23 protein-coding genes are annotated in these 22,967 nt (G+C 53.7%); 14 read left to right on the forward strand and 9 right to left on the reverse strand.

The annotated features are described in order from the left end of the window. The first annotated feature begins 133 nt into the window (after positions 1 to 133). Positions 134 to 748, forward strand: coding sequence for a YitT family protein (locus tag AC5JPW_RS23715; protein ID WP_494243607.1), 615 nt, complete (start codon positions 134 to 136; stop codon positions 746 to 748). A gap of 36 nt (positions 749 to 784) precedes the next feature. Continuing rightward, the gene (locus tag AC5JPW_RS23720; protein ID WP_494243609.1) at positions 785 to 1,978 is read left to right on the forward strand and encodes an amino acid aminotransferase; all 1,194 of its coding nucleotides are present in this window, start codon (positions 785 to 787) and stop codon (positions 1,976 to 1,978) included. A 24-nt stretch (positions 1,979 to 2,002) separates the two neighbouring features. Here AC5JPW_RS23720 and AC5JPW_RS23725 read toward each other — a convergent pair whose 3' ends face one another. Genes AC5JPW_RS23725 through AC5JPW_RS23750 form a run of 6 tightly spaced genes read right to left on the reverse strand, consistent with a single transcriptional unit; the run spans position 2,003 to position 8,114 of the window. After that, positions 2,003 to 4,321, reverse strand: a complete 2,319-nt coding sequence (locus tag AC5JPW_RS23725; RefSeq protein WP_494243611.1) for a molybdopterin-dependent oxidoreductase — start codon at positions 4,319 to 4,321, stop codon at positions 2,003 to 2,005. 49 nt (positions 4,322 to 4,370) lie between these two features. After that, the gene (locus tag AC5JPW_RS23730; protein WP_494243612.1) at positions 4,371 to 5,132 is read right to left on the reverse strand and encodes an SDR family NAD(P)-dependent oxidoreductase; all 762 of its coding nucleotides are present in this window, start codon (positions 5,130 to 5,132) and stop codon (positions 4,371 to 4,373) included. Between the two features lie 2 nt (positions 5,133 to 5,134). Beyond that, entirely contained in the window at positions 5,135 to 5,590 is a 456-nt protein-coding gene (locus AC5JPW_RS23735; RefSeq protein WP_494243614.1) for an S-ribosylhomocysteine lyase, read from the reverse strand. Between the two features lie 34 nt (positions 5,591 to 5,624). Next, positions 5,625 to 6,293 carry a methionine ABC transporter permease gene (locus AC5JPW_RS23740; protein WP_494243616.1) on the reverse strand — a complete coding sequence of 223 codons (669 nt, stop codon included), beginning with the start codon at positions 6,291 to 6,293 and terminating at the stop codon, positions 5,625 to 5,627. Beyond that, a complete protein-coding gene (locus AC5JPW_RS23745; protein WP_494243618.1) occupies positions 6,286 to 7,299 on the reverse strand; it encodes a methionine ABC transporter ATP-binding protein in 1,014 nt (337 codons plus the stop codon). The genes AC5JPW_RS23740 and AC5JPW_RS23745 overlap by 8 nt, the downstream gene beginning before the upstream one ends. 8 nt (positions 7,300 to 7,307) lie before the next feature. After that, the gene (locus AC5JPW_RS23750; RefSeq protein WP_494243619.1) at positions 7,308 to 8,114 is read right to left on the reverse strand and encodes a MetQ/NlpA family ABC transporter substrate-binding protein; all 807 of its coding nucleotides are present in this window, start codon (positions 8,112 to 8,114) and stop codon (positions 7,308 to 7,310) included. Between the two features lie 237 nt (positions 8,115 to 8,351). Between AC5JPW_RS23750 and AC5JPW_RS23755 the strand changes: the two genes are divergently transcribed. The 4 genes from AC5JPW_RS23755 to sstT all read left to right on the forward strand — a co-directional run bounded on the left by AC5JPW_RS23755 (position 8,352) and on the right by sstT (position 13,689). Continuing rightward, the gene (locus tag AC5JPW_RS23755) at positions 8,352 to 9,539 is read left to right on the forward strand and encodes an aminotransferase class I/II-fold pyridoxal phosphate-dependent enzyme (protein WP_494243621.1); all 1,188 of its coding nucleotides are present in this window, start codon (positions 8,352 to 8,354) and stop codon (positions 9,537 to 9,539) included. 98 nt (positions 9,540 to 9,637) lie between these two features. Continuing rightward, a complete protein-coding gene (locus AC5JPW_RS23760; RefSeq protein ID WP_494243622.1) occupies positions 9,638 to 10,636 on the forward strand; it encodes a Gfo/Idh/MocA family protein in 999 nt (332 codons plus the stop codon). A 308-nt stretch (positions 10,637 to 10,944) separates the two neighbouring features. Further along, the gene (locus AC5JPW_RS23765; protein WP_494243624.1) at positions 10,945 to 11,913 is read left to right on the forward strand and encodes a TerC family protein; all 969 of its coding nucleotides are present in this window, start codon (positions 10,945 to 10,947) and stop codon (positions 11,911 to 11,913) included. A gap of 531 nt (positions 11,914 to 12,444) precedes the next feature. Continuing rightward, the gene (sstT, locus tag AC5JPW_RS23770) at positions 12,445 to 13,689 is read left to right on the forward strand and encodes a serine/threonine transporter SstT (protein ID WP_494243626.1); all 1,245 of its coding nucleotides are present in this window, start codon (positions 12,445 to 12,447) and stop codon (positions 13,687 to 13,689) included. A 10-nt stretch (positions 13,690 to 13,699) separates the two neighbouring features. Here sstT and AC5JPW_RS23775 read toward each other — a convergent pair whose 3' ends face one another. From AC5JPW_RS23775 to uxaC, 3 genes are all read right to left on the reverse strand, one after another. Continuing rightward, the gene (locus AC5JPW_RS23775; RefSeq protein WP_494243628.1) at positions 13,700 to 14,254 is read right to left on the reverse strand and encodes a YgjV family protein; all 555 of its coding nucleotides are present in this window, start codon (positions 14,252 to 14,254) and stop codon (positions 13,700 to 13,702) included. 93 nt (positions 14,255 to 14,347) lie between these two features. Then, on the reverse strand, positions 14,348 to 15,835 hold the full coding sequence (locus AC5JPW_RS23780) for a UxaA family hydrolase (protein ID WP_494243630.1): 1,488 nt from the start codon (positions 15,833 to 15,835) through the stop codon (positions 14,348 to 14,350). A gap of 16 nt (positions 15,836 to 15,851) precedes the next feature. Continuing rightward, complete coding sequence (gene uxaC / locus AC5JPW_RS23785) at positions 15,852 to 17,264, reverse strand: glucuronate isomerase (protein ID WP_494243632.1); 1,413 nt, start codon at positions 17,262 to 17,264, stop codon at positions 15,852 to 15,854. Between the two features lie 458 nt (positions 17,265 to 17,722). On the opposite strand from uxaC, the gene AC5JPW_RS23790 reads away from it, so the two are divergent. The 8 genes from AC5JPW_RS23790 (at position 17,723) to AC5JPW_RS23825 (ending at position 22,877) form a co-directional block, all read left to right on the forward strand. Further along, positions 17,723 to 19,027, forward strand: a complete 1,305-nt coding sequence (locus AC5JPW_RS23790) for an MFS transporter (RefSeq protein WP_494243634.1) — start codon at positions 17,723 to 17,725, stop codon at positions 19,025 to 19,027. Positions 19,028 to 19,162: 135 nt separating this feature from the next. Next, entirely contained in the window at positions 19,163 to 19,939 is a 777-nt protein-coding gene (exuR, locus tag AC5JPW_RS23795) for a transcriptional regulator ExuR (protein ID WP_494243636.1), read from the forward strand. A gap of 340 nt (positions 19,940 to 20,279) precedes the next feature. Beyond that, positions 20,280 to 20,942: a DedA family general envelope maintenance protein YqjA gene (gene yqjA / locus AC5JPW_RS23800; protein WP_494243638.1), complete on the forward strand. Its 663-nt coding sequence runs from the start codon at positions 20,280 to 20,282 to the stop codon at positions 20,940 to 20,942. Position 20,943: 1 nt separating this feature from the next. Then, complete coding sequence (gene mzrA / locus AC5JPW_RS23805; protein ID WP_494243640.1) at positions 20,944 to 21,327, forward strand: EnvZ/OmpR regulon moderator MzrA; 384 nt, start codon at positions 20,944 to 20,946, stop codon at positions 21,325 to 21,327. A 146-nt stretch (positions 21,328 to 21,473) separates the two neighbouring features. Then, the gene (locus tag AC5JPW_RS23810; RefSeq protein ID WP_494243941.1) at positions 21,474 to 21,842 is read left to right on the forward strand and encodes a DUF1090 domain-containing protein; all 369 of its coding nucleotides are present in this window, start codon (positions 21,474 to 21,476) and stop codon (positions 21,840 to 21,842) included. A gap of 38 nt (positions 21,843 to 21,880) precedes the next feature. Next, positions 21,881 to 22,186: an ElaB/YgaM/YqjD family protein gene (locus AC5JPW_RS23815; protein ID WP_494243642.1), complete on the forward strand. Its 306-nt coding sequence runs from the start codon at positions 21,881 to 21,883 to the stop codon at positions 22,184 to 22,186. Positions 22,187 to 22,188: 2 nt separating this feature from the next. Further along, positions 22,189 to 22,587, forward strand: a complete 399-nt coding sequence (locus AC5JPW_RS23820; protein WP_494243644.1) for a phage holin family protein — start codon at positions 22,189 to 22,191, stop codon at positions 22,585 to 22,587. Then, a complete protein-coding gene (locus AC5JPW_RS23825; protein ID WP_494243646.1) occupies positions 22,584 to 22,877 on the forward strand; it encodes a YqjK-like family protein in 294 nt (97 codons plus the stop codon). The genes AC5JPW_RS23820 and AC5JPW_RS23825 overlap by 4 nt, the downstream gene beginning before the upstream one ends. Positions 22,878 to 22,967: the final 90 nt, after the last annotated feature.

Below are 22,967 nucleotides of genomic sequence, written 5' to 3' on the forward strand. Positions count from 1 at the left end.
CTTTTATGCTATTTCAATGCGTTAGCGTGAGCTACGTCGATTTTTCCGTCACTTGATACCAGGGAAACACGGTTCTGGTGCGAATTTTGCAGGATATTTCTTATCTTTAGCAAATGTTGAATCGTACTTTCTTATGGATAACGTCCTGACTCCCAATAAACTTGCTCATACCTGGCTGGAAGATGCGCTGGCACTGCTGTTTGGCACGCTGATGATCTCTTTTGGCGTGATTCTGTTTCGCCAGGCAGGCGCACTCACTGGCGGTACAGCAGGTATCGCTTTTCTGATCCATTACGCCACCCATCTGCCGTTCGGCGTGGCGTTCTTTTTGATCAATCTGCCGTTTTACTGGCTCTCAATTCGCCGGATGGGGATGCAGTTCACCCTGAAAACCTTCTGTGCGGTAGCGCTGGTGTCGCTGTTCTCGGATCTGCACGGCCGCTTTATCCATTTCGATCAGCTCAACCCGTACTACGCTACGCTGTTTGGCAACATTGTGGTCGGGATTGGTTTCGTAGTGCTGTTCCGTCATAAAGCGAGCCTCGGCGGCGTGAACATTCTGGCGCTCTATCTGCAGGACAAAAGCGGCATTCGTGCCGGTAAGTTCCAGATGGTGGTTGATGCCTGCATCGTCACCGCCTCGCTGTTCTTCGTGAGCCTGCCAATGCTGGCAACCTCCATCGTCGGTGCCGTGATCCTTAACTCTATTATTGCCATGAACCACCGCCCGGGACGCTACGCGGTGTAATGGATTGACCTCTGACTGTTATTTCGGGAGTAGACTGTGTTCCAGAATGTTGACGCCTATGCGGGCGATCCTATCCTGTCGTTGATGGAGACTTTCCATCAGGATAACCGTGCTGAGAAAGTGAACCTCAGCATCGGTCTGTATTACAACGAGCAGGCCATCATTCCTCGCCTTGAGGCGGTACAACAGGCTGAAGCTCGCCTGCAGAGCCAGCCGCAAAAAGCCAGCCTCTATCTGCCGATGGAAGGTTTTGCCCCTTACCGCAGCGCTATTCAACACCTGCTGTTCGGTAAAAATCATCCGGCACTGAATGCCGGACGCATCGCCACTATTCAGACGCTGGGCGGTTCCGGCGCGTTGAAAGTGGGTGCTGACTTCCTCAAACGCTACTTCCCGGATTCGGAAGTGTGGGTGAGCGACCCGACCTGGGAAAACCATATCGCCATTTTCGCGGGCGCCGGGTTCAATGTGCATACCTACCCGTACTTCGACGAAGCCACTCGCGGGGTCGACTTTGACGCTATGGTGAGCTGCCTGAAACAGTTGCCAGCGCGCAGCATCGTGCTGCTGCATCCGTGCTGCCATAACCCAACGGGTGCAGACCTGACTCACGCACAGTGGGATGAGATCATCGAAGTGCTGATTTCTCGTGACCTGATTCCGTTCCTCGACATCGCTTACCAGGGCTTTGGCGCAGGAATTGAAGACGACGCGTACGCCATTCGCGCTATCGCCAGCACCGGCTTACCGGCTCTGGTCAGTAACTCCTTCTCCAAGATCTTCTCCTTGTATGGCGAACGCGTGGGTGGATTGTCCATCGTCTGTGAAGATGCAGAAGCCGCGGGACGCGTGCTGGGGCAGTTGAAAGCGACTGTGCGCCGCAACTACTCCAGCCCACCGAATTTTGGTGCGCAGGTGGTTTCGTTGGTGCTGAACGATCCTGAGCTGAACGCGTTGTGGCGTGCTGAAGTGGATGCCATGCGCACCCGCATCAGCGAAATGCGCCAGGCGCTGGTCGATGTGCTGAAAGCCGCCCTGCCGGAGCATGATTTTACCTACCTGCTGACCCAGCGCGGTATGTTCAGCTACACCGGCTTTAGCCCGGAACAGGTAGATGCGCTGCGTGAAGCATACGGTGTTTACCTGATTGCCAGCGGGCGTATCTGTGTGGCCGGGTTGAACCATGGCAACATCGACCGTGTTGCCAAAGCCTTTGCTGCCGTGCAGTAACGTACACCCCGCCTGTTTTCAGCGCTAACGCGTCACGAAAACAGGCGGTTGCCACGCCGTCACCTCCGGCGGCGTGCCGACAAATTTCTCCAGTTCCACCCGGCAACTTTGCGCCGAACTCCCCTGCCCCAGACGCGAACTGCCCCTGTCTTCCGTTAAGACATTGGGATTGCCGTGCTTATCGAGCGGCTGCGCATCCTGCCCATTGATAGGGTCATACCACGCACCGGTAGACATCTGAATCACGCCGGGGCGAATCGACTCGCTGAGTTTTGCCCCTGCCAGCAATGCGCCACGTGAATTGAACACTTTCACCACGTCACCATCATGAATGCCGCGCGAGGCAGCATCCTGCGGATGGATCCATATCGGTTCACGGCCCGCTACTTTGGTCTTGCGGCTCACACTGCCGTGGTCGTACTGACTGTGCAGGCGCGTACGCGGCTGGCTCGACAGCAGGTGCAACGGCCACTGCTGCGCGAGTGCCTGTTGATACTCCGCTTCCGGCTCGTGCCAGTAAGGGTGGCCCGGGCACTCTTCGTAGTCAAAATCGGCAATCGTCTGCGAAAAGAGTTCGATCTTACCGGATGGTGTTGCCAGCGGATACTGACGGGGATCGTCGCGAAAATCTTTTAGCAGGATATGCGGGACTTCCGGACGTGCGAACTCCAGCATCCCCAGCTGCCAGAAATCGTCAAAATTGGGTAGCGTGATGCCTTCTGCCGCCGCACGGGGGCGGGATTCATCGTACATCGTCCGTAGCCATTCGTTAGGGCTGCGTCCTTCACTGAACGCTTCCCCAAAGCCCAGGCGGGAAGCCAGCGCACTGAAAATAGCGTAGTCATCACGGGCTTGCGCAAAGGGTGCGATATGCTGACGCATGGCAATCATAAAACCGTCGTTACTGGCGCTACCGATATCTTCCCGCTCAAGGGAGGTGGTGGCAGGCAGCACGATGTCGGCGAATTTGGCCTGTGCGGTCCAGTACTGTTCGTGAACCACCACCGCTTCCGGGCGACGCCAGGCGCGGACCAATTTATTGAGATCCTGATGGTGATGAAAGGCATTCCCTCCGGCCCAGTAGACAAGGCGGATATCCGGGTAGCGGAGAGTCTGTCCGTCAAACTCGTAAGGTTCACCCGGCTTTAACAGCATATCGGAAATACGGGCGACGGGGATTTTATCCGTCACCGGGTTGCGCCCCTGAGACAGGCGCGGCCCTGAAAAGACACGCCGATGCGCACCGGCCAGGTTGGTCGAGGCATAACCAAACCCCAGCCCGCCGCCGGGGGTGCCAATCTGCCCCAGTAGCGCGGTGGTGGCGACTGTCGCCCAGAAGGTCTGCTCTCCCTGACGGGCGCGTTGCACCGACCAGGCAATGTTGATCATCGTCCGGTGCGCTGCCATATCCCGGGCGAGCTGACGTATGCATTCGGCGGACAGGCCAGTATGCAACGCCGCCCACTCCGGGCTTTTCACCACGCCGTCACCTTTGCCGAACAGGTAATCCCGGTAAGGCGCAAAACCCACCGTATGACTATCGACAAAAGCGCGGTCATATAACGTTTCGGCGATCAGCACCTGACATACCGCCAGCAGCAGCGCCGTATCGCTACCTGGCTTGACCGCCAGCCAGTCGGCATCCGGTACGCCTGCCAGATCGTTTTGCACCGGGCTGATATTGATAAAGCGCGTGCCGTTTGCCCGCAGCGTGGTCAGCCAGTGTTGCAGGGCATGGTCGTTCGCCCCACCGCCGTTAACCTGCGCATTACGTAGCGGCAATCCCCCGATGGCAACAAACAGCTCACAGTGCTCCGCCAGCACCGGCCAGTGGGTATGCTGGCGCTGAAGCGTATCTAAATCACCGAGAATATGCGGCAATATGCGCTCACCCGCGGCGATACTGTAGGTATTGGTACTGCCGGTATAACCACCAAAAAAATTAAGAAAGCGATGCAACTGCCCCTGCGCATGGTGAAAGCGCCCGGCGCTGGACCAGCCGTAAGAACCGCCGTAGATCGCCGTGTTGCCCTGCTCGCGTTTGACGCGCGTCAGCTCATCTGCCACAAGCTCCAGCGCCTCTTCCCAACTGACCTCAACAAAAGGCTCTCGCCCTCTTCCCTCGCGGGAGGCCGCGCCGTGCTTAAGAAACCCTTCGCGCACCGACGGGCGGCGCACGCGCGAGGCTCCCTGCACCGCATCCGGCAGTGATTCGCCAATCCGTGACGGGTTACTGTCCCACTCAACCGGGCGGACACCGATGAGTTTGCTCTGAGCGGTTTCGACCTGGTAAGTGCCCCAGTGCATCACCGCCAGGTTGTGTCTTGATGGCTTGTTATTCATGGCGTCCCCCGGAAGTAAAGCCTGCCCAACCAGGCGTGCTGGGCAGATGTTAGTGCATCGTCATCCCACCCGTCACATTAATGGCCTGGCCGGTCATATAAGCGGCCAGTGGGCTGGCGAGAAAGGCCACCACGCCGGCGATTTCGGCAGGCTGGGCGGTGCGTCCGAGCAGCACCTGCGAGCAATCTTCGGCATAAATCGCCTCCGGGGTCATGCCGCGCAGTTCTGCCCCTTCCCGCCGCTCACGCCACTTCATCTCGGTTTCAACAATGCCGGGGCAGACGGCATTGACGAGGATGTTGTCGCGGGCCAGCTCAATCGCCATCACTTTGGTGAGCCCGAGTACCGCATGTTTTGAAGCAACGTACTGCCCCATCATCCGATAGCCGTTTTTCCCCGCCTGCGAGGCGATATTGATGATGCGACCACCGCTTTTCGCCTTCATCAATGGAATGGCCGCTTCAGACAGATAGCCGATGCTTTTGACATTAACGTCCAGAATCCGCTGCCAGTCAGCATCGCTCATCTGTGTGACCGGATTCATCGCTGACACGCCGCAGCTGTTGACCAAAATATCGATGCCGCCAAAGGTCTCGCGGGCAGCTTCAATCAGCAGATGTGCATCCTCGCGGGAAGCCACGTCAGTGCGCAGCACCAACTGGCGCGTACTTTGCTCACGCGCCCTGGCGGCAATGTCACCGATAACCACATTGGCCCCGCCCTGATGAAACAGCTCGGCAATGGCTTTACCTATGCCTTGTAAACCGCCGGTAATCACGGCGGTCTGGCCGCTGAAATCCAGACTGATCATCGTTATGCCCTGAACGGGTCGTCGCTGATCCCCGCTTCCAGCACCAGCTTCGCGTACTCCTGAGCGGAGAAAAGCGAGTGGTCGCGGTAGTTGCCGCAGGCCAGAGGCGTCACCGCCGGAACATCCGTGGCAGTAACCACACGTTGCAGTACGCGGGTAAGCGCAGCGGCAATGTTTTTAGGATCGTGCTCATCCCACAGGATCAGATAAAACCCAGTGCGACAGCCCATCGGGGAGATATCGATGACCCCTTCCAGCTCTTCACGCAGGCCAAAGGCCAGCAGGTGCTCAAGGGTGTGCAGTGCGGCGGTAGGAATCGCGTCCACGTTAGGTTGCAGGAAACGTAAGTCGAACTTCTGCACCACGCTGCCCAGTTTGTGGCGTTCATAGCCAGCAACACGCACATACGGGGCTTTCACTTTGGTGTGGTCGAGGGTAAAGCTCTCTACAACTGGCATTTTTTCACTCCTTTAGAAAACGAATTAAACAGGCTTACTCGCGGCGCAGGCGGCGGGCAAAGCGGGTTCCGAGGGTCTGAATAAGCTGGACGATGACAATCAGCACCAGGGCGGTGATAAGCGTGGCGAAGGCGTCGAAACGCTGGTAGCCATAGGTAATGGCTAAGTCGCCAATACCGCCACCGCCCACCGTACCGGCCATCGCGGTCGCACCCAGCAGGCCGATAGTCGCGGTGGTCAGGGCCAGAATCAGGGATGACGCGGCTTCCGGCAGCATAAAGTGCCAGATGGTCTGCAAGGTGGTCGCCCCCATGGCGTCGGCGGCTTCTAAAATGCCGTCGTCCACTTCCAGCAACGAGCTTTCCACCAGCCGCGAGATGTACGGGGCAATAAAGACAATCAGCGGCACAATTGCCCCGGCGGTGCCAATGGTGGTGCCGACCAGCAGCCGGGTGAAGGGCAAAATGGTGATCAGCAAAATGATAAAGGGCAGCGATCGGACAATGTTGATCGTCGGGTTCAGCACCTGGTGGACGACGCGATTCGGCAATATTCCGCCGGGTCGGCAGACCACCAGCACGATGCCCAGTGGAATACCCAACAGTGAACCAAAGGCCAGCGAGACAAAAATCATCACCAGCGTGTCATGCAGCGCGAGCAGAAACTGATCCCCTGTAACGGCGGTGTCGATGAACTCAAACATGGGTGATTTTCACTCCTGCATCGCGAAGGTAATCAATGGCGCGGGCGGTGTCCGTTGGGTTGCCGGTCATCTGGACGATCATGAAACCGAGGATCCGTTCCTGCACTTCAGACATAGAGGCAAAGAGGATATTTACCTCAATATCGAAGTCTTTGATGATGCGATTAATAATGGGCTGCTGAGCGGTAATGCCAACAAACTCCAGCCGCAGCGCCTGCGCTTCGCCGTCGCGTTTTAGTACTTCCTCAACCCGCGTGGGGAGAGAGTCGTGGATCACGGAGTGCACAAAGTTCGAGGTCACCGGGTGCTGCGGCTCAGCAAATAATCTGAAGACCTCACCCTCCTCAACGATGTTGCCGTTTTGCATCACCGCCACTTTGTTGCAGATACGCTGAATGACCGACATTTCATGGGTGATCAACACAATGGTGATACCGTAGCGACGATTGATCTCCTGCAACAGTTGCAGGATTTGCACGGTGGTGTGCGGATCTAACGCCGACGTTGCTTCGTCACACAGCAGCACCGACGGGTTGGTCGCCAGTGCGCGGGCAATTCCCACACGCTGTTTCTGCCCACCCGACAGCTCGTTCGGGTAGCTGTTCACCTTGTCACTGAGGTTGACGAACGCCAGTAGTTCCGTCACTCGCGCCTGAATAAAGGCTTTATCCCGCCCCTGCAATATCAGAGGGATCGCTACATTGTGAAAAACGGTTTTCGAGTTCAGTAAATTAAAATTCTGGAAAATCATGCCAATCTCTTTTTTGACGGCATGCAGACGCTTTCCATTTATACCCTGTAAGGATTCGCCATTAACCACTACTTCTCCCTGGCCCGGCGATTCGAGACGATTGATTAAACGTAGCAGGGTACTCTTCCCGGCACCGCTGTAACCAATAATCCCGAAAATATCGCCTTTGCCAATACTCAGGTTAATGTCATTTAGCGCCAGAACAGGATTCCCGTTACGGGAAAATGTTTTACTGACCTGGCGAAATTCAATCATAGCCGTATTCATTTCAAATAATCAGGCAACAGATAACCATTATATTGCTCGTGAGTCAGAATATAATTCTTGAAATCAGCCGAGTGATAACCCTCAATAATATCCTTAGCAAATGGCGCGTCTTTATTTTTACCGGCAATGGTTACTACGTTAATAAACTGACTCACCGGAGTTTCAAGCTTCAATGCCGAATTGAGCTTCAGACCACTGGAGACCGCGAAGTTACCCTGAATCAGACCGTAATCCACATCCGGTAAGGCGCGAACCTGCTGGGCGTTATCCATCTCTTTGAGCACAATCTTATACGGGTTTTCGAGGATGTTACGCTGTGAGAAGGTGGCCGGATCGCTGTCGGGTTTGAGTTTTACCCAGCCCAGGCTTTGCAGCACCAGCAATGCGCGGTATTCATTAGGCGGCTGATTGGGAACGGAAATCACCGTACCTTCTGCCGGGGTTTTCAGATCTTTTATTTTGCCGCTGTAAAGCCCCATTGGCGGAGTTGGCACCTGCACAATGCCGATGTTATCAATACCCAGCCTTTCATTGACCGATTTCAGGTAAACCGGGTGCTGCATGATATTGGCTTCAATATTGCCACGGGCAACGGCATCATTAACCTGAATACCGTCACTAAAGTCTTTATATTCTACTTTATAGCCTTTTTTAATAAGATAAGGAGCGACGCCTTTTTCAAACTGTTCTTTATAAGGCCCCGGATTAAAACCGACGCGTATAAGTTTATCCTGCGCAGCAGCCAGAAATGATGAAGATGAAAGTACCGCAAAAACTAAACCAAGTATAATTGGCTTATTCATAAAGCATATTCCCTGTCGGTTCGTGATTGAATTTGATTAAATCACAGCCGTCTGTGCGTTGTCAGTCAGATTGACGACTTTCATTTTGCTTTTTTGTACTATCGATAATCAGGTTGGGTATATATAAAAACCAGGAATAGACAGCTTATTTTGTGCTTAGCCTAATGCAGTCAAAGAATGCAAACGCTGAAGTGAATATGCAATAGTCAATCATCGTTTTATGACACCGGAATAATCATGCCTGAATTTCGTGCCTCACAATTAGTCGATGAACTGGAAGAAAATTTATTTAGCGTATTAGAAAAGCTGGCTGCGCAGGTCAATACTTCTGACCTGCCGCTTATCGATCTCTCCAGTGGCAGCCCGGATCAACCCACGCCGCCGGAAGTGATCGCCTCCGTTCAGGCAGCCATCAATGACCACAAAAATCACGGCTACCCTTCGTTCTGGGGTAAACCTCAGGTGCGACAGGCCATTGCCGATTTTTATTTGCGCCACTACGGCGTGACGCTGGATCCTGACAGCGAAGTAGCGGTATTTCAGGGATCGCATATTGGCGTCGGCGGGATCCCCCGTGCTGTCGTCAACCCAGGGCAGTACATTATCTCAACTGACCCCTGCTACCCCATTTATCGGTCGGCGGCGCGCCAGTCTCAGGCGCATTTCTATGGCCTCCCGGTCAGCGAAGAAAACCAGTTCCTGCCTGATTTTGCCGATGTGCCGGATGAAGTCGCCCGTCACGCTGGGCTGGTTATCCTTAACTACCCGCACAACCCGACGGGCGCGCTGGCCACGCCGGAACTCTTTGCCGACGCATTGCAGTTTGCGCAGCGCCACAATGTGCCGATACTGCATGACTTCGCCTATGCGGCCATTGGCAGCGGGCAGGACGATGTGCCGCTGAGCCTGTTTTCGCAGGCGGATGCCAAAGAGTGGGGGGTGGAAACTTACACTTTCTCGAAGACTTTTAATATGGCAGGCTGGCGCTTTGGTTTTGCGGTGGGTAACGCTTCGATAATTAAAGCCTTTAAGAAACTGCATACCCATAGCTACAGCACCGTATTTGGTGCGATTCAGGATGCGGCTATCACCGCCCTGTCACTGCCGGATGCACGTCTGCAACAACTGGTGGCGGTCTACCACCAGCGGCGAAAAGCGGTGCTGCAAAGGCTGGCTGAACTGCACTGGCCGGTACGCAAGGTGCAAGGAACCTTCTTCCTGTGGCTCGCCGTTCCTGCCGGATTTAGCTCTCAGCAGTTTGCCGAACTGCTGCTTCAGGAAGTACACGTGTTGGTAGCGCCTGGTATCGGTTTTGGCAAAGGGGGTGAAGGTTACATTCGCATCAGCCTGACCGCCGGAGAGACTCCACTATTACAGGCGCTGGATCGCATCTCAGCGCTGCATCTTTTTAACTGCGAAACCTGAGCTGCGAGCCGCTTTCCACATTACGGCATCGACTCTTTTTTCCCGTCCGCCCGCCGTGTTACATTGCCGGACAGTGCTCAGTCAAAGGAACTCGCTTAATGATACGTTTTGCTGTCATTGGCACGAACTGGATCACCCGCCAGTTTGTCGATGCCGCCCATGAAACGGGCAAATACAAGCTTACCGCCGTTTACTCACGCAGCCTGGAACAGGCGCAGGAATTTTCGAGGGATTACCCCGTCGAACACCTGTTTACTTCGCTTGAGGCGATGGCAAAGAGCGATGAAATCGACGCGGTCTATATCGCCAGCCCGAACTCGCTGCACTTCCCTCAGACCACACTCTTCCTCAGCCATAAAAAGCATGTGATTTGTGAAAAGCCGCTGGCGTCGAATCTGCGTGAAGTGGAAGCCGCCATTGCGCTGGCGAAAGAGAATCAGGTCGTACTGTTTGAAGCCTTCAAGACTGCCAGCCTGCCTAACTTCATGCTGCTGAAACAATCACTGACGAAAGCGGGCAAGATCCACAAAGCATTTTTCAACTATTGCCAGTATTCCTCTCGCTATCAGCGTTATCTGGACGGTGAAAACCCCAATACCTTCAATCCGGCGTTCTCTAACGGCTCTATCATGGACATTGGCTTCTATGTGCTGGCTTCAGCGGTAGCGCTGTGGGGAGAGCCAAAAAGCGTGCAGGCGACGGCCAGTTTGCTGGCAAGCGGCGTGGATGCCCACGGCGTTGCGGTGCTGGATTACGGCGATTTCAGCGTCACCCTGCAGCACTCCAAGGTGAGTGATTCGGTATTGCCGAGCGAGATTCAGGGCGAAGCCGGTGCGCTGGTGATGGAAAAACTGTCGGAGTGTCAGAAGCTCTCCTTCGTGCCACGCGGTGGCAAAGCGCAGGATATGACGCAGCCTCAGCACATCAACACCATGCTGTACGAAGCCGAAACCTTTGCGCAGTTGGTGGAAGATCAGGCTGTCGATCATCCGGGCCTTGAAGTGAGCCGCGTAACGTCAAAACTGGCAACGGAAATTCGTCGTCAAACCGGGGTCGTATTCCCGGCAGATTCGGCGGAAGTGGTGGCTCAGGCGTAAAGCTATGTAAAACAGATGTTACAGAACATTGACGAGCTGAATGTTCTGTCATACTTTGTTACGAGCAAAGGGGAGTAACTTCGTTGCCGGTGGGTCGTCATTACGATGCCTGCCCGAAAGATTTCACGAACAGGTCAACGCACCTGCGGCTTGAAAGATAACGGGTAGATAAGCATCCGGTCGCCGGGCGTCATTCAAGTGACGTAAGTGAGACCTTGCCGAAAGGCGAGGACCTATTGCATCTCAAGCAAGCGGCTGGCGTCTTTCGACGTTGGCCGTTTTCGTTTTAGGTGTTAAGGAATCTTGCTATGAATACCGTTGGTACACCACTGCTTTGGGGCAGTTTCGCGGTTGTTGTTATCATCATGCTGGCTATCGACCTTCTGCTTCAGGGGCGTCGCGGCGTCCATACGATGACCATGAAGCAGGCGGCCGTCTGGTCCCTTGTCTGGGTTAGCCTCTCCCTTCTGTTTAACGCTGCTTTCTGGTGGTATCTGACGCAGACCGAAGGTCGTGCAGTGGCGGATACCCAGGCGCTGGCGTTCCTCACCGGTTACCTGATTGAAAAAGCGCTGGCCGTCGACAACGTCTTTGTCTGGCTGATGCTGTTCAGCTACTTCGCGGTCCCGGCGGCGTTGCAGCGCCGCGTGCTGATTTACGGCGTATTAGGTGCGATCGTACTGCGTACCATTATGATTTTCGCCGGTAGCTGGCTGATTACCCAGTTCGAATGGCTGCTGTATGTCTTCGGTGCGTTCCTGCTCTTCACCGGCGTGAAGATGGCGCTGGCGAAAGAGGACGACTGTGGGATCGGCGACAAGCCGCTGGTTCGCTGGCTGCGTGGTCATTTACGCATGACGGACAAGATTGAAAACGAGCGCTTCTTCGTGCGGAAAAATGGACTGCTGTTCGCCACCCCGCTGCTGCTGGTGCTGATTCTGGTCGAGCTGAGTGATGTGATTTTTGCCGTCGACAGCATTCCGGCTATTTTCGCCGTCACTACCGACCCGTTCATTGTTCTGACCTCGAACCTGTTTGCGATTCTGGGCCTTCGCGCCATGTACTTCCTGCTGGCGGGCGTTGCTGAGCGCTTTACCATGCTGAAGTATGGGCTGTCGGTGATTTTGGTGTTTATCGGCGTGAAGATGCTGATTGTCGATTTCTACCATATCCCGATCGCCATCTCGTTGAGCGTAGTGGGGGGGATCCTGTTGCTGACGCTGCTTATCAATGCGTGGGTGAATCATCGCAACGATAAGCGTGAGCGGATCGAATGACGTTTTCAGACGCGGTTACGTTGCCCACGTGAATGAGAAAGTGACAGCGATGACCTGACCCGGCAGGGGTGGCGGAGAATATGGGATTGTGTTGGTCGTTACGTTCACCTCATGTTTCTCGCCACTCTATTGCCCATGAACTTGTGAACGTACCAGGGCGGCTCATCGCCACCGCCCTGGTGACCCGGGCTCCCGGCAGGAAAATCGCCGCTGCGCGGTCCCCTCAGTTTATTCCTCAGGCTACCGGGTCGGGCGCGATGAAACTTCCCTGTAAGTCGCGCCCTCGCCGCGCGTCCATGCGCGGCGCCCCGGCATTCGGAAACACTTCGGCGATTTTCAGCCGGACCAAAAACCTCGCTGCAAATTTTGTGCTCACTAATCAGCATTTCATCGCGATGAATTTCACCCGAATTTATAAGGCTTTATTCTGAATTTTGGCCGCAAAACTACCCCACACCTCACCCGCCCCCTTCAATTCCCTATACTCGGTCAGGATTGACCACACAGAACACATAAAACCAAGGAAAAGGTATGCAAACACAACCCGTCAACCACTGGTTGCAACGCATCATGCGCGGCAACATCGTCAAACAAATCATCATTGCACTGGTACTTGGCACCCTGCTTAGCGTCATCTGGCCAACGGCAGCACTCGCCGTGGGGCTTCTGGGGACGCTCTTTGTCGGTGCGCTGAAGGCCGTGGCTCCGCTACTGGTCCTGATGCTGGTGATGGCATCGATAGCCAACCATCAGCAGGGGCAAAAAATAGCGATTCGCCCCATCCTGTTTCTCTATCTGCTGGGGACATTTACCGCCGCCCTTGCCGCTGTCGCATGCAGCTTTATTTTTCCCTCGACGCTACAACTCAACGCTGCCGCCAGTGATGTTGCAGCTCCTTCCGGTATTGTTGAGGTGCTCCACGGGCTACTCGCGAGCATGGTCGCCAACCCTGTAGATGCTATGGTGAAAGGTAACTACATCGGGATTCTGGTTTGGGCACTCGGATTAGGCTTTGCGCTGCGGCGCAGCAGCGACACCAGTAAGCAACTGGTGACCGATCTCGCGCAGGCAGTGACCTTTATGGTGACATTGGTTATTCGCTTCGCCCCACTGGGAATTTTTGGTCTGGTGGCCTCAACGCTTGCCACTACCGGCTTTGCCGCACTGTGGGGATATGCCCATCTGTTGTTCGTACTGGTCGGCTGTATGCTGTTGGTGGCGCTGGTGGTGAATCCACTATTGGTGTGGATGAAGATTCGTCGTAACCCTTATCCGCTGGTATTTATCTGCCTGCGTGAAAGTGGTGTGACAGCTTTTTTCACGCGCAGTTCGGCGGCCAACATTCCCGTCAACATGGCATTGTGCGAGAAACTGGGGCTCAATAAAGACACCTACTCGGTGTCGATTCCTTTAGGTGCCACCGTCAATATGGCCGGAGCCGCCATTACTATCACGGTGTTGACACTGGCGGCAGTACATACGTTGGGGGTGGCGGTCGATGTGCCAACAGCCTTGCTGCTGAGCATTGTTGCTTCACTTTGCGCTTGCGGGGCGTCCGGTGTCGCGGGAGGCTCTCTGCTATTGATTCCACTAGCCTGCAATATGTTTGGTATTTCAAGCGATGTCGCCATGCAGGTTGTCGCGGTCGGTTTTATCATTGGCGTGATTCAGGACTCCTGCGAAACCGCCATTAACTCTTCCACCGACGTACTGTTTACCGCCGCAGCCTGTATGTCAGAAGAAAAACACACGACCACAAACCCCGTTTGTTCCTGAAAACCTCTGCTTAGTCTTTTGCAGAGGACGCTTTTGTCATCGCGGTTTCGACTTTAAACGGGTCGATGCCGCGTTTTTGCATCCGCCAGAATCGAATAATATTCAGGCCATTCATCACCAGGAAACTGCCTTCAATCAACGTACCGCCAATCGATCCAAGCCACAGATTGTGCGTCACCCAACAGGCGGTGGAACACCACATGATGCAGCGCACTTTTAACCCCTGGCAGCGGAACAGTGCCCAGGTACTGGCCACAGTGCCAATGATCGGCAGAAGCTCCACCGGGTGGTGCAGTTTGATTAAGCCGAAAAAGAGAGTGAGCGCGATAAATACCGCCATCACCCACAGCTTGCGGGTGTGCATGGAGATAATGGTGCGTACGGCATTGAGTTCTGCACTCATCCCCGCTGGCAGAGCGCCCATCAGGAAGAAATGCACGCCAATGGTGGCACTGTAGAGGGAAAGCTGAAGTTTGAAACGCTTTTCGTCGCGGTTAATGAACGTAGTAATACCGATTAAAAAAGCCAGTACACCCACGCCCTGCGCTAACCAGTACGCGCTCATGGAAGATCCTTGTTAGCAACATAAAAAGAAACGACGCTTCATATTATGAAACGTCGTTTTTAATTTCTACTACCGCATGAGAGAAAGGGTAACTTACAGCGTTACACCGCTCTTGAAGATAGCCAGCTCACGGAACTCGTTACGTTCGTTGCAGGTCGCTTTGCCATTAGCAAATTCAACGATCACGTCGACAAACTCAGTGAGCAGTTGCGGCATGGTTTTGCCATGAATCAGCTGACCTGCATCGAAGTCGATCCAGTGCTTTTTCTTCGCTGCCAGCTCGCTGTTGGTGGCAATTTTCACTGTCGGAACAAAACCACCGTAAGGGGTACCACGACCGGTGCTGAACAGCACCATATGGCAGCCGGCACCCGCCAGAGCACTGGTAGCGACCGCATCGTTACCCGGAGCACTCAACAGGTTGAGACCATGGGTTTTCAGGCGTTCGCCGTAGCGCAGAACATCCACCACCTGGCTGGCACCGGCTTTCTGCGTGCAACCCAGTGATTTCTCTTCAAGCGTGGTGATACCACCCGCTTTGTTACCCGGCGATGGGTTCTCGTAAATGGGCTGATTGTGCGCAATGAAGTACTGTTTGAAATCGTTGACCATCGTCACCGTCTTCTCAAACGTCTCTTCGTCGCGGCAATGGCTCATCAGAATCTGCTCGGCACCGAACATTTCCGGTACTTCAGTCAGTACGGTTGTACCGCCATTACCGATGATGTAGTCAGAGAAGCGACCCAACATAGGGTTTGCAGTGATGCCGGAAAGGCCATCAGAACCGCCACACTCCAGACCAAACTTCAGCTCGCCCAGTTTGCCCGGTTCACGTTTGTCGTGACGCAGCGCTTCATAGAGTTCATACATGTGTTCAATGCCCGCCTCCACTTCGTCGTCCTGGTGTTGGCAGATCATAAAGTGGACGCGGGACGGATCGTACTCGCCCAGAGTCTCGCGAAACGCATCCACCTGGTTATTCTCGCAACCCAGACCAATCACCAGCACCGCACCCGCATTCGGATGGCGCACCATGTTTTGCAGCATGGTACGGGTGTTGACGTGATCGTCACCTAACTGGGAGCAACCATAGGTGTGGCTGAACAGGTGAACACCGTCGATATCTTCGGCGTTGTTTGTTTCTTTCAGAAAACGGGTCTGAATCTGACGGGCAATTCCGTTGACGCAGCCAACGGTTGGCAGGATCCACAGCTCGTTACGAACCCCGACATCACCGTTTGCACGGCGGTAGATCTGCACTTCACGATCCCCCGCCGGTGCGTTTTCATCAACCAGTTCGGGTTGATAGCTATACTCATCCAAATCGCTCAGATTGGTACGCGCATTGTGAGAATGGATATGTTCGCCTGCGGCGATATCCGTTGTCGCATGGCCAATCGGCAGGCCATATTTCACGACATTTTCACCTTGTGGGATGGCCTGCAGAGCAAATTTATGCCCACGCACCACCGCCTGGCGAAGACGAACTTCATGACCGTCAACAACGATTTCTGTGCCTTCGGCGAGATCCGCCAGCGCTACCGCGACATTATCCAGCGAGTGGATCTTGATGTATTGCATATCAACCTCAAACGGCCTAGTTCAGTTCAATCGCGAAGTAATCACGCGCATTGTTAAAGCAGATATTTCTCACCATCTCGCCCAGCAGTTGAATATCTGCCGGAGCTTCGCCTGCATGGACCCAGCGACCAATCATCTGGCACAGGATGCGGCGGAAGTATTCGTGACGGGTGTAAGACAGGAAGCTACGGCTGTCAGTCAACATGCCCACGAAGCGGCTTAACAAACCAAGCTGCGCCAGTTGGGTCATCTGACGTTCCATACCGTCTTTCTGATCGTTGAACCACCAGCCGGAGCCAAACTGCATCTTGCCAGGCATACCTTCGCCCTGGAAGTTACCGACCATGGTGCCCAGCACTTCGTTATCGCGCGGGTTCAGGCAGTACAGAATGGTTTTCGGCAGCAGGTTTTCTTCGTTCTGTTTGCTCAGCAGTTTGGACAGCTCTTCTGCCAGCGGGCGGTCATTGATGGAGTCAAAGCCCACATCCGGCCCCAGCAGTTTGAACTGGCGCAGGTTGTTATTACGCAGCGCACCGATGTGGTACTGCTGTACCCAACCGCGACGTGCATATTCCGCACCCAGCCAGACCAGAACGGCCGTTTTGAACTGCGCCACTTCACGTTCGCTTAAGCTTTCACCGGAGAGACGACGCGCCAGAATGCTGTCCAGTTCGGCGTCGGTGGCTTCAGCAAACAGCACAACGTCCAGTGCGTGGTCCGACACCTTACAGCCGTGCGCTTCGAAGTGATCCAGGCGTTTTGCCAGTGCAGTCTGCAGGTCAGCAAAGCGGCGGATGTCGGTATCAGACACTTCGCCCAGTTTGCTCATGTAATCGTTAAAGGTCGCCAATTCAATATTGAACGCCTTATCCGGGCGCCAGCTCGGCAGCACTTTGATGGAGAAAGTGGTGTCTTTCGCAACGGTCGCATGATGCTCCAGAGAATCGATCGGATCGTCAGTGGTACCGACCATCTTCACATTCATCTGCTGCATGATTCCGCGGGCAGTAAATTTATCCTGTGCCAGCAGTTCGTTACCCAGATTCCAGATTTCGTCGGCAGTAGACGGCGAAAGCAACTTACCTGTAATACCAAATGGGCGACGAAGCTCCAGATGGGTCCAGTGGTATAACGGGTTACCGATGGTGTGCGGTACGGTAGCGGCAAACGCGTCAAACTTCTCACGATCGCTGGCATCGCCCGTACAGAGGCGCTCAGGCACACCATTAGTGCGCATTGCACGCCACTTGTAGTGGTCACCTTTCAACCAGATGTCATACAGGTTTTTAAAGCGGTAGTTTTCTGCGATCTGCTGCGGTGGCAGGTGGCAGTGGAAATCAAAAATCGGCTGATCTTTCGCGTAGTCGTGGTACAGGCGGCGTGCGAATTCAGTATCTAACAGAAAATCTTCGGTCATAAACGGGGTCATTATCGTCTTCCTCTCAACGAGTGCGTCTGATGCTTACCTTAATGCTGACAAAGTTATCACACCAATTTCTATAGGCCGAAGACTTTTTCGTGAGTTAGATCAATAAACGATGACAAATATTTACAGAAATGAGCATGGAAATCACCGCCAGGCCGCGCCGCAACTGGTTTCGCTGCCTGAAGTTAAAGACCACACAAAGAAAAACACTTTTGTGATGTCACTCACCTTTTAAAGTTGTATGACAAGTTATCTTTCTGCCGTCGAATACATAAGCCGACGGAATGCATTGCCGATACACTCGAAATCGGCCTTTACGGTACGGATGCCGAATTAAGCACGTTGAATAGCAAGGTTCGGGTCGTTTCGGAGATTTTCCGGTGACGCCCTCCCGTTTTCACCTTCCGACTGCAACCGGCAGGTGACCGCGAAAGCGGAATTACCATAACGATGAGGTTTACATGCGTAAAATTAAAGGGTTACGTTGGTACATGATAGCACTGGTGACGCTGGGCACCGTGCTGGGTTACTTGACGCGTAACACCATTGCTGCCGCAGCGCCAACGCTGATGCAAGAGTTGAATATTTCCACGCAGCAATACTCCTATATCATTGCAGCCTACTCGGCGGCTTATACCATCATGCAGCCTGTTGCGGGTTATGTACTGGATATCCTGGGCACCAAGATTGGCTACGCGGTCTTCGCCGTGACCTGGGCTATCTTCTGCGGCGCGACTGCGTTGGCAGGAAGCTGGGGCGGTCTGGCGCTGGCGCGTGGTGCCGTTGGTGCTGCTGAAGCCGCGATGATCCCTGCGGGTCTGAAAGCCGCTTCCGAGTGGTTCCCGGCGAAAGAACGTTCTATCGCAGTGGGCTACTTCAACGTCGGTTCTTCTATTGGTGCGATGATTGCACCGCCGCTGGTGGTGTGGGCAATCGTCATGCACAGCTGGCAGCTTGCATTCATTATCTCTGGCGTACTGAGCTTCGCCTGGGCAATGGCATGGCTGATTTTCTACAAACACCCACGCGATCAGAAAAAACTGTCTGAAGAAGAACGCGAATACATCATTGGCGGTCAGGAAGCACAGCACCAGACCTTCAATGGCAAAAAAATGACCGTCCTGCAAATCCTGGGTACCCGTCAATTTTGGGGTATTGCCCTGCCGCGTTTCCTGGCAGAACCAGCCTGGGGTACCTTTAACGCCTGGATCCCGCTGTTCATGTTTAAAGTCTATGGCTTTAACCTGAAAGAAATCGCGATGTTCGCCTGGATGCCAATGCTGTTCGCTGACCTGGGTTGTATCGTTGGTGGTTACCTGCCACCGCTGTTCCAGCGCTGGTTTGGTGTGAACCTGATTGTTTCCCGTAAAATGGTAGTGACCATGGGTGCAGTACTGATGATCGGCCCTGGCATGATCGGTCTGTTCACCAGCCCATACGTTGCAATTGGTCTGTTGTGTATCGGTGGCTTCGCTCACCAGTCTCTGTCCGGTGCGCTGATTACCCTCTCTTCTGACGTATTTGGTCGTAACGAAGTGGCCACCGCGAACGGTCTGACCGGTATGGCGGCATGGACAGCAAGTACCATGTTTGCTCTGGTGGTCGGTGCGCTGGCTGACACCATCGGCTTCAGCCCGCTGTTCGCCGTACTGGCTGTCTTCGACATTCTGGGTGCAGTTGTTATCTGGACAGTGCTGAAAAGTAAATCGGCATCCGAGCTTGAAGCGGAAAAATCCGGTGTCGGTGGTACCGCAACACAAAGTTAACTGAACTCCCGATTGCTATGCAGTTCCCCCAGCCGCCCGCCATCATCGGGCGGCTTTTTCTTCCTCTGTTGTGGTGAGAAAGACGCAAAAGTGGTATAACAAATCTACTATTGCCATATCTTACCTGGAGCGAATATGGAAATCACCGAATCACGACGTTTGTATCAACAACTTGCTGCTGAGCTGAAAAGCCGTATTGAGCAAGGTGTTTACCTCGTGGGTGACAAACTTCCAGCTGAACGCTTTATTGCCGAAGAGAAAAGCGTCAGCCGCACCGTGGTTCGTGAAGCGATCATCATGCTGGAAGTGGAAGGCTTTGTTGAGGTCCGAAAAGGGTCCGGCATCCACGTTATTTCCAGCCAGGCCCGCTATTCACAGGCCCCCGATGAGAACCTGGAGTTTGCCAACTATGGCCCGTTCGAGTTACTGCAGGCACGCCAACTGATCGAAAGCAACATTGCTGAATTTGCGGCGACTCAGGTGACCAAACAAGACATCATGAAACTGATGGAAATCCAGGATAACGCGCGCAAAGAAAAATGCTTCCGCGATTCAGAATGGGATCTGCAATTCCATGTGCAGGTCGCGCTGGCGACGCAAAACAGTGCCCTGGCGGCGATCGTCGAAAAAATGTGGACTCAGCGTGTTCACAACCCGTACTGGAAAAAATTGCACGATCACATCGATTTACGCACCGTAGATAACTGGTGTGACGATCATGACCAGATTCTTAAGGCACTGATTCGCAAAGATCCGCACGCGGCAAAAGTGGCAATGTGGCAGCATCTTGAGAACACCAAACTGATGCTCTTCAACGAAACCAGTGACGATTTTGAATTCAATGCGGACCGTTATTTGTTTGCTGAAAACCCGGTGGTTCACCTCGACGCCGCAGCGAATGGCGTAAAATAACGACTCTTGCAACAGGCGCACCGCTCCGATGCGCCTGGCCACTCTAAGGGTCAGTAAAAAGTATAGAGTGTCAGCCTGTGTAAATACCCTCGCCTCACCCCCTTTCGACAAGCAAAATCATTTTCTGACAAAGCGTAATTTCTCTGACGCAGAACAGCGGTATTTGTTACAATTAGACGCATTTTGTCTCTGCGTGAGTTAGTCCTTGCTCACTACGTTAGTCACCCAAAGTCAGACAGCCAGATGTGCCACGAGCGACCATAATGTACTGATTAATAATTTCGCCGTGCTGTTTAACAGGTTACCGACGTGACGTAAACCGATGTACCAGGAACCCTGAATGGAACTTTTAAGCCAATTACTTCATGCCCTCTGGAGCCAGGATTTTGAAACCCTGGCCAACCCGTCCATGATCGGCATGCTCTATTTTGTTTTGTTTGTCATTTTGTTTCTTGAGAATGGCCTGCTTCCGGCCGCGTTTCTTCCCGGTGACAGCCTTCTGGTGCTGGTCGGTGTATTGATTTCTAAAGGCGCGATGGGCTTCCCACAAACGGTTCTGTTGCTGACTATCGCCGCCAGTTTGGGCTGTTGGCTGAGCTACATCCAGGGGAGATGGCTGGGTAATACGCGAATTGTGCAGAACTGGTTATCGCACCTTCCAGCGCATTATCATCAGCGCGCGCACCATCTTTTCCATAAGCACGGCCTTTCTGCGTTGCTGATGGGACGTTTTATTGCCTTTGTTCGTACTTTGCTACCAACTATTGCCGGAATTTCGGGTCTTAACAATGCGCGTTTCCAGTTCTTTAACTGGATGAGCGGGTTGTTATGGGTGCTGATACTGACGACATTGGGTTATCTGCTTGGGATTACCCCAGTGTTTCGTAAATATGAAGATCAGCTCATGTCTTGTTTGATGCTGCTCCCTGTCGTGCTACTGGTCATCGGCCTGGTTGGCTCGCTGGTAGTGATGTGGAAGAAAAAATACGGTAACCGGGGTTAACATGGAAATGCATCGTCCCTTCATGCGCTGGCTGTTCCTGAGCATCTTCGCGATGGCGCTGTTCAGTGTGCTGTTTTTTGGCTGGGTTACGCTGCAAAACCGGGAATCAACGCTGGCTATTCGCCCGATAGCACAAAACGTAAGCGTGCCGGATGGCTTCTCCATCTGGCACCATCTGGATGCTAACGGCATCCATTTCAAAAGCATTACCCCGCTTAATGATACGCTGCTGATCAAGTTTGAATCCAGCAGCCAAAGTGCAGCAGCGAAAGCCGTGCTGGACCGCACGTTACCTCAGGGTTACATCATTGCGCTGCAGGATGACGACAGTCAGGCATCGGCCTGGCTGGTCCGCCTGCGCGACACCACCCACAGATTCGGATAATCTTCCAGGATTCTGAATCTTTTCACTCACTTTGGTGCTTTCCCCGTTTACTTACTATGCTTGAGTAAATGGAACCAGAGTCCACGCTTCAAAACTGGATGCTGGCGCTATCTGTTATCGCCAGCCAACAATGGAAGGTTTCGACTATGAAATACCGCATCGCACTGGCGCTAACCCTTTTATCTTTGAGCGCAATGTCTCAGGCTGCCTCCCTCTGTAAGGAGAAGGAAAATGAGATCCTGCGTGAAATAAGCTACGCCGAAAAGCATAACAATCAGAGTCGCATTGACGGTCTGAATAAAGCTCTGCGAGAAGTTCGTGCTAACTGCTCTGACAGTAAGCTGCGTGCTGACCATGAGCGTAAAATTGAAGACCAGAAACAAAAAGTTGAAGAACGTCGCCACGAGTTAACCGAGGCGAAACAGAAAGGCGATGCGGACAAAATAACCAAACGCGAGCACAAGCTGAAAGAAGCCGAATCTGAACTGAAGGCACTAGAGGCACGTGACTACTGATTTAATGGAAGTTAATACTCACTCACCTGGAGAGAATTATGTCAAAAGAGACCAATACAGACCACCTGCGCGCTGAGTTGAAATCCCTGGCGGATACCCTTGAGGAAGTGCTGAATACCTCCGGAGATAAATCAAAAGAAGAGCTGAGTAAACTGCGCGGTAAAGCCGAGAAAGCGTTACAGGAAAGTCGTTATCGACTTGGCGAAACCAGCGACCTTATTGCTCGTCAGACCCGTGAGGCTGCAGCCAAAACCGACGAATATGTTCGTGATAACCCCTGGACAAGTGTCGGAATTGGGGCAGCCGTTGGCGTCGTGTTAGGCGTGCTACTGACGCGTCGTTGATTATGGCGGACTCAAGACACTCACAAGGGCCAGGCAAGAGCGTTCTTGGCATTGGGCAACGCATCGTTTCCATCGTGGTTGAAATGGTGGAAACGCGCCTTCGACTGGCAGTTGTTGAGCTGGAAGAAGAGAAATCAAATCTCTTTCAGCTTCTGCTGATGGTTGGATTTACCATGTTGTTTGCCGCCTTTGGTTTGATGAGTCTGATGGTGCTTATCATCTGGGCCATTGATCCGCAGTACCGTCTTAACGCCATGATTGCCACGACCGTCGTACTTTTATTGGGTGCATTGATAGGTGGCATCTGTACGTTACGTAAGGCGCGTGCATCGACCCTGCTGCGCCATACACGTCAGGAACTGGCAAACGATCGCTCGTTGCTTGAGGATGATAAGCCATGAGCAGCAAAGCCGAGCGTTTAAAGCGTAAAGCCCGTCTCCTCAGCCAGATCCAGCAGCAACGGCTCGATCTAACAGCCTGCCGCCGCGATTGGCTTGAAACCACTGAAGCTTACGATCGCGGCTGGAATACTTTTCTCAGCTTGCGCTCGTGGGCACTGGTGGGCAGCAGCATCATGGCGGTTTGGGGCGTTCGGCACCCCAGTCGGCTAATGCGTGTTGCGAAGCGCGGACTGGGCGTGTGGAGCGTCTGGCGGCTGGTAAAATCCACGTTGGATCAGCAACGGCGCTAATAATATCGGGCAGGCTAACTGCTGCCCGGTAACCTCTCACTTTCCCCGCTCAACGCCCTGACAGCGCGAATCCCACTTAACTCCCTCAGA

The organism is Phytobacter sp., from assembly GCF_059074235.1.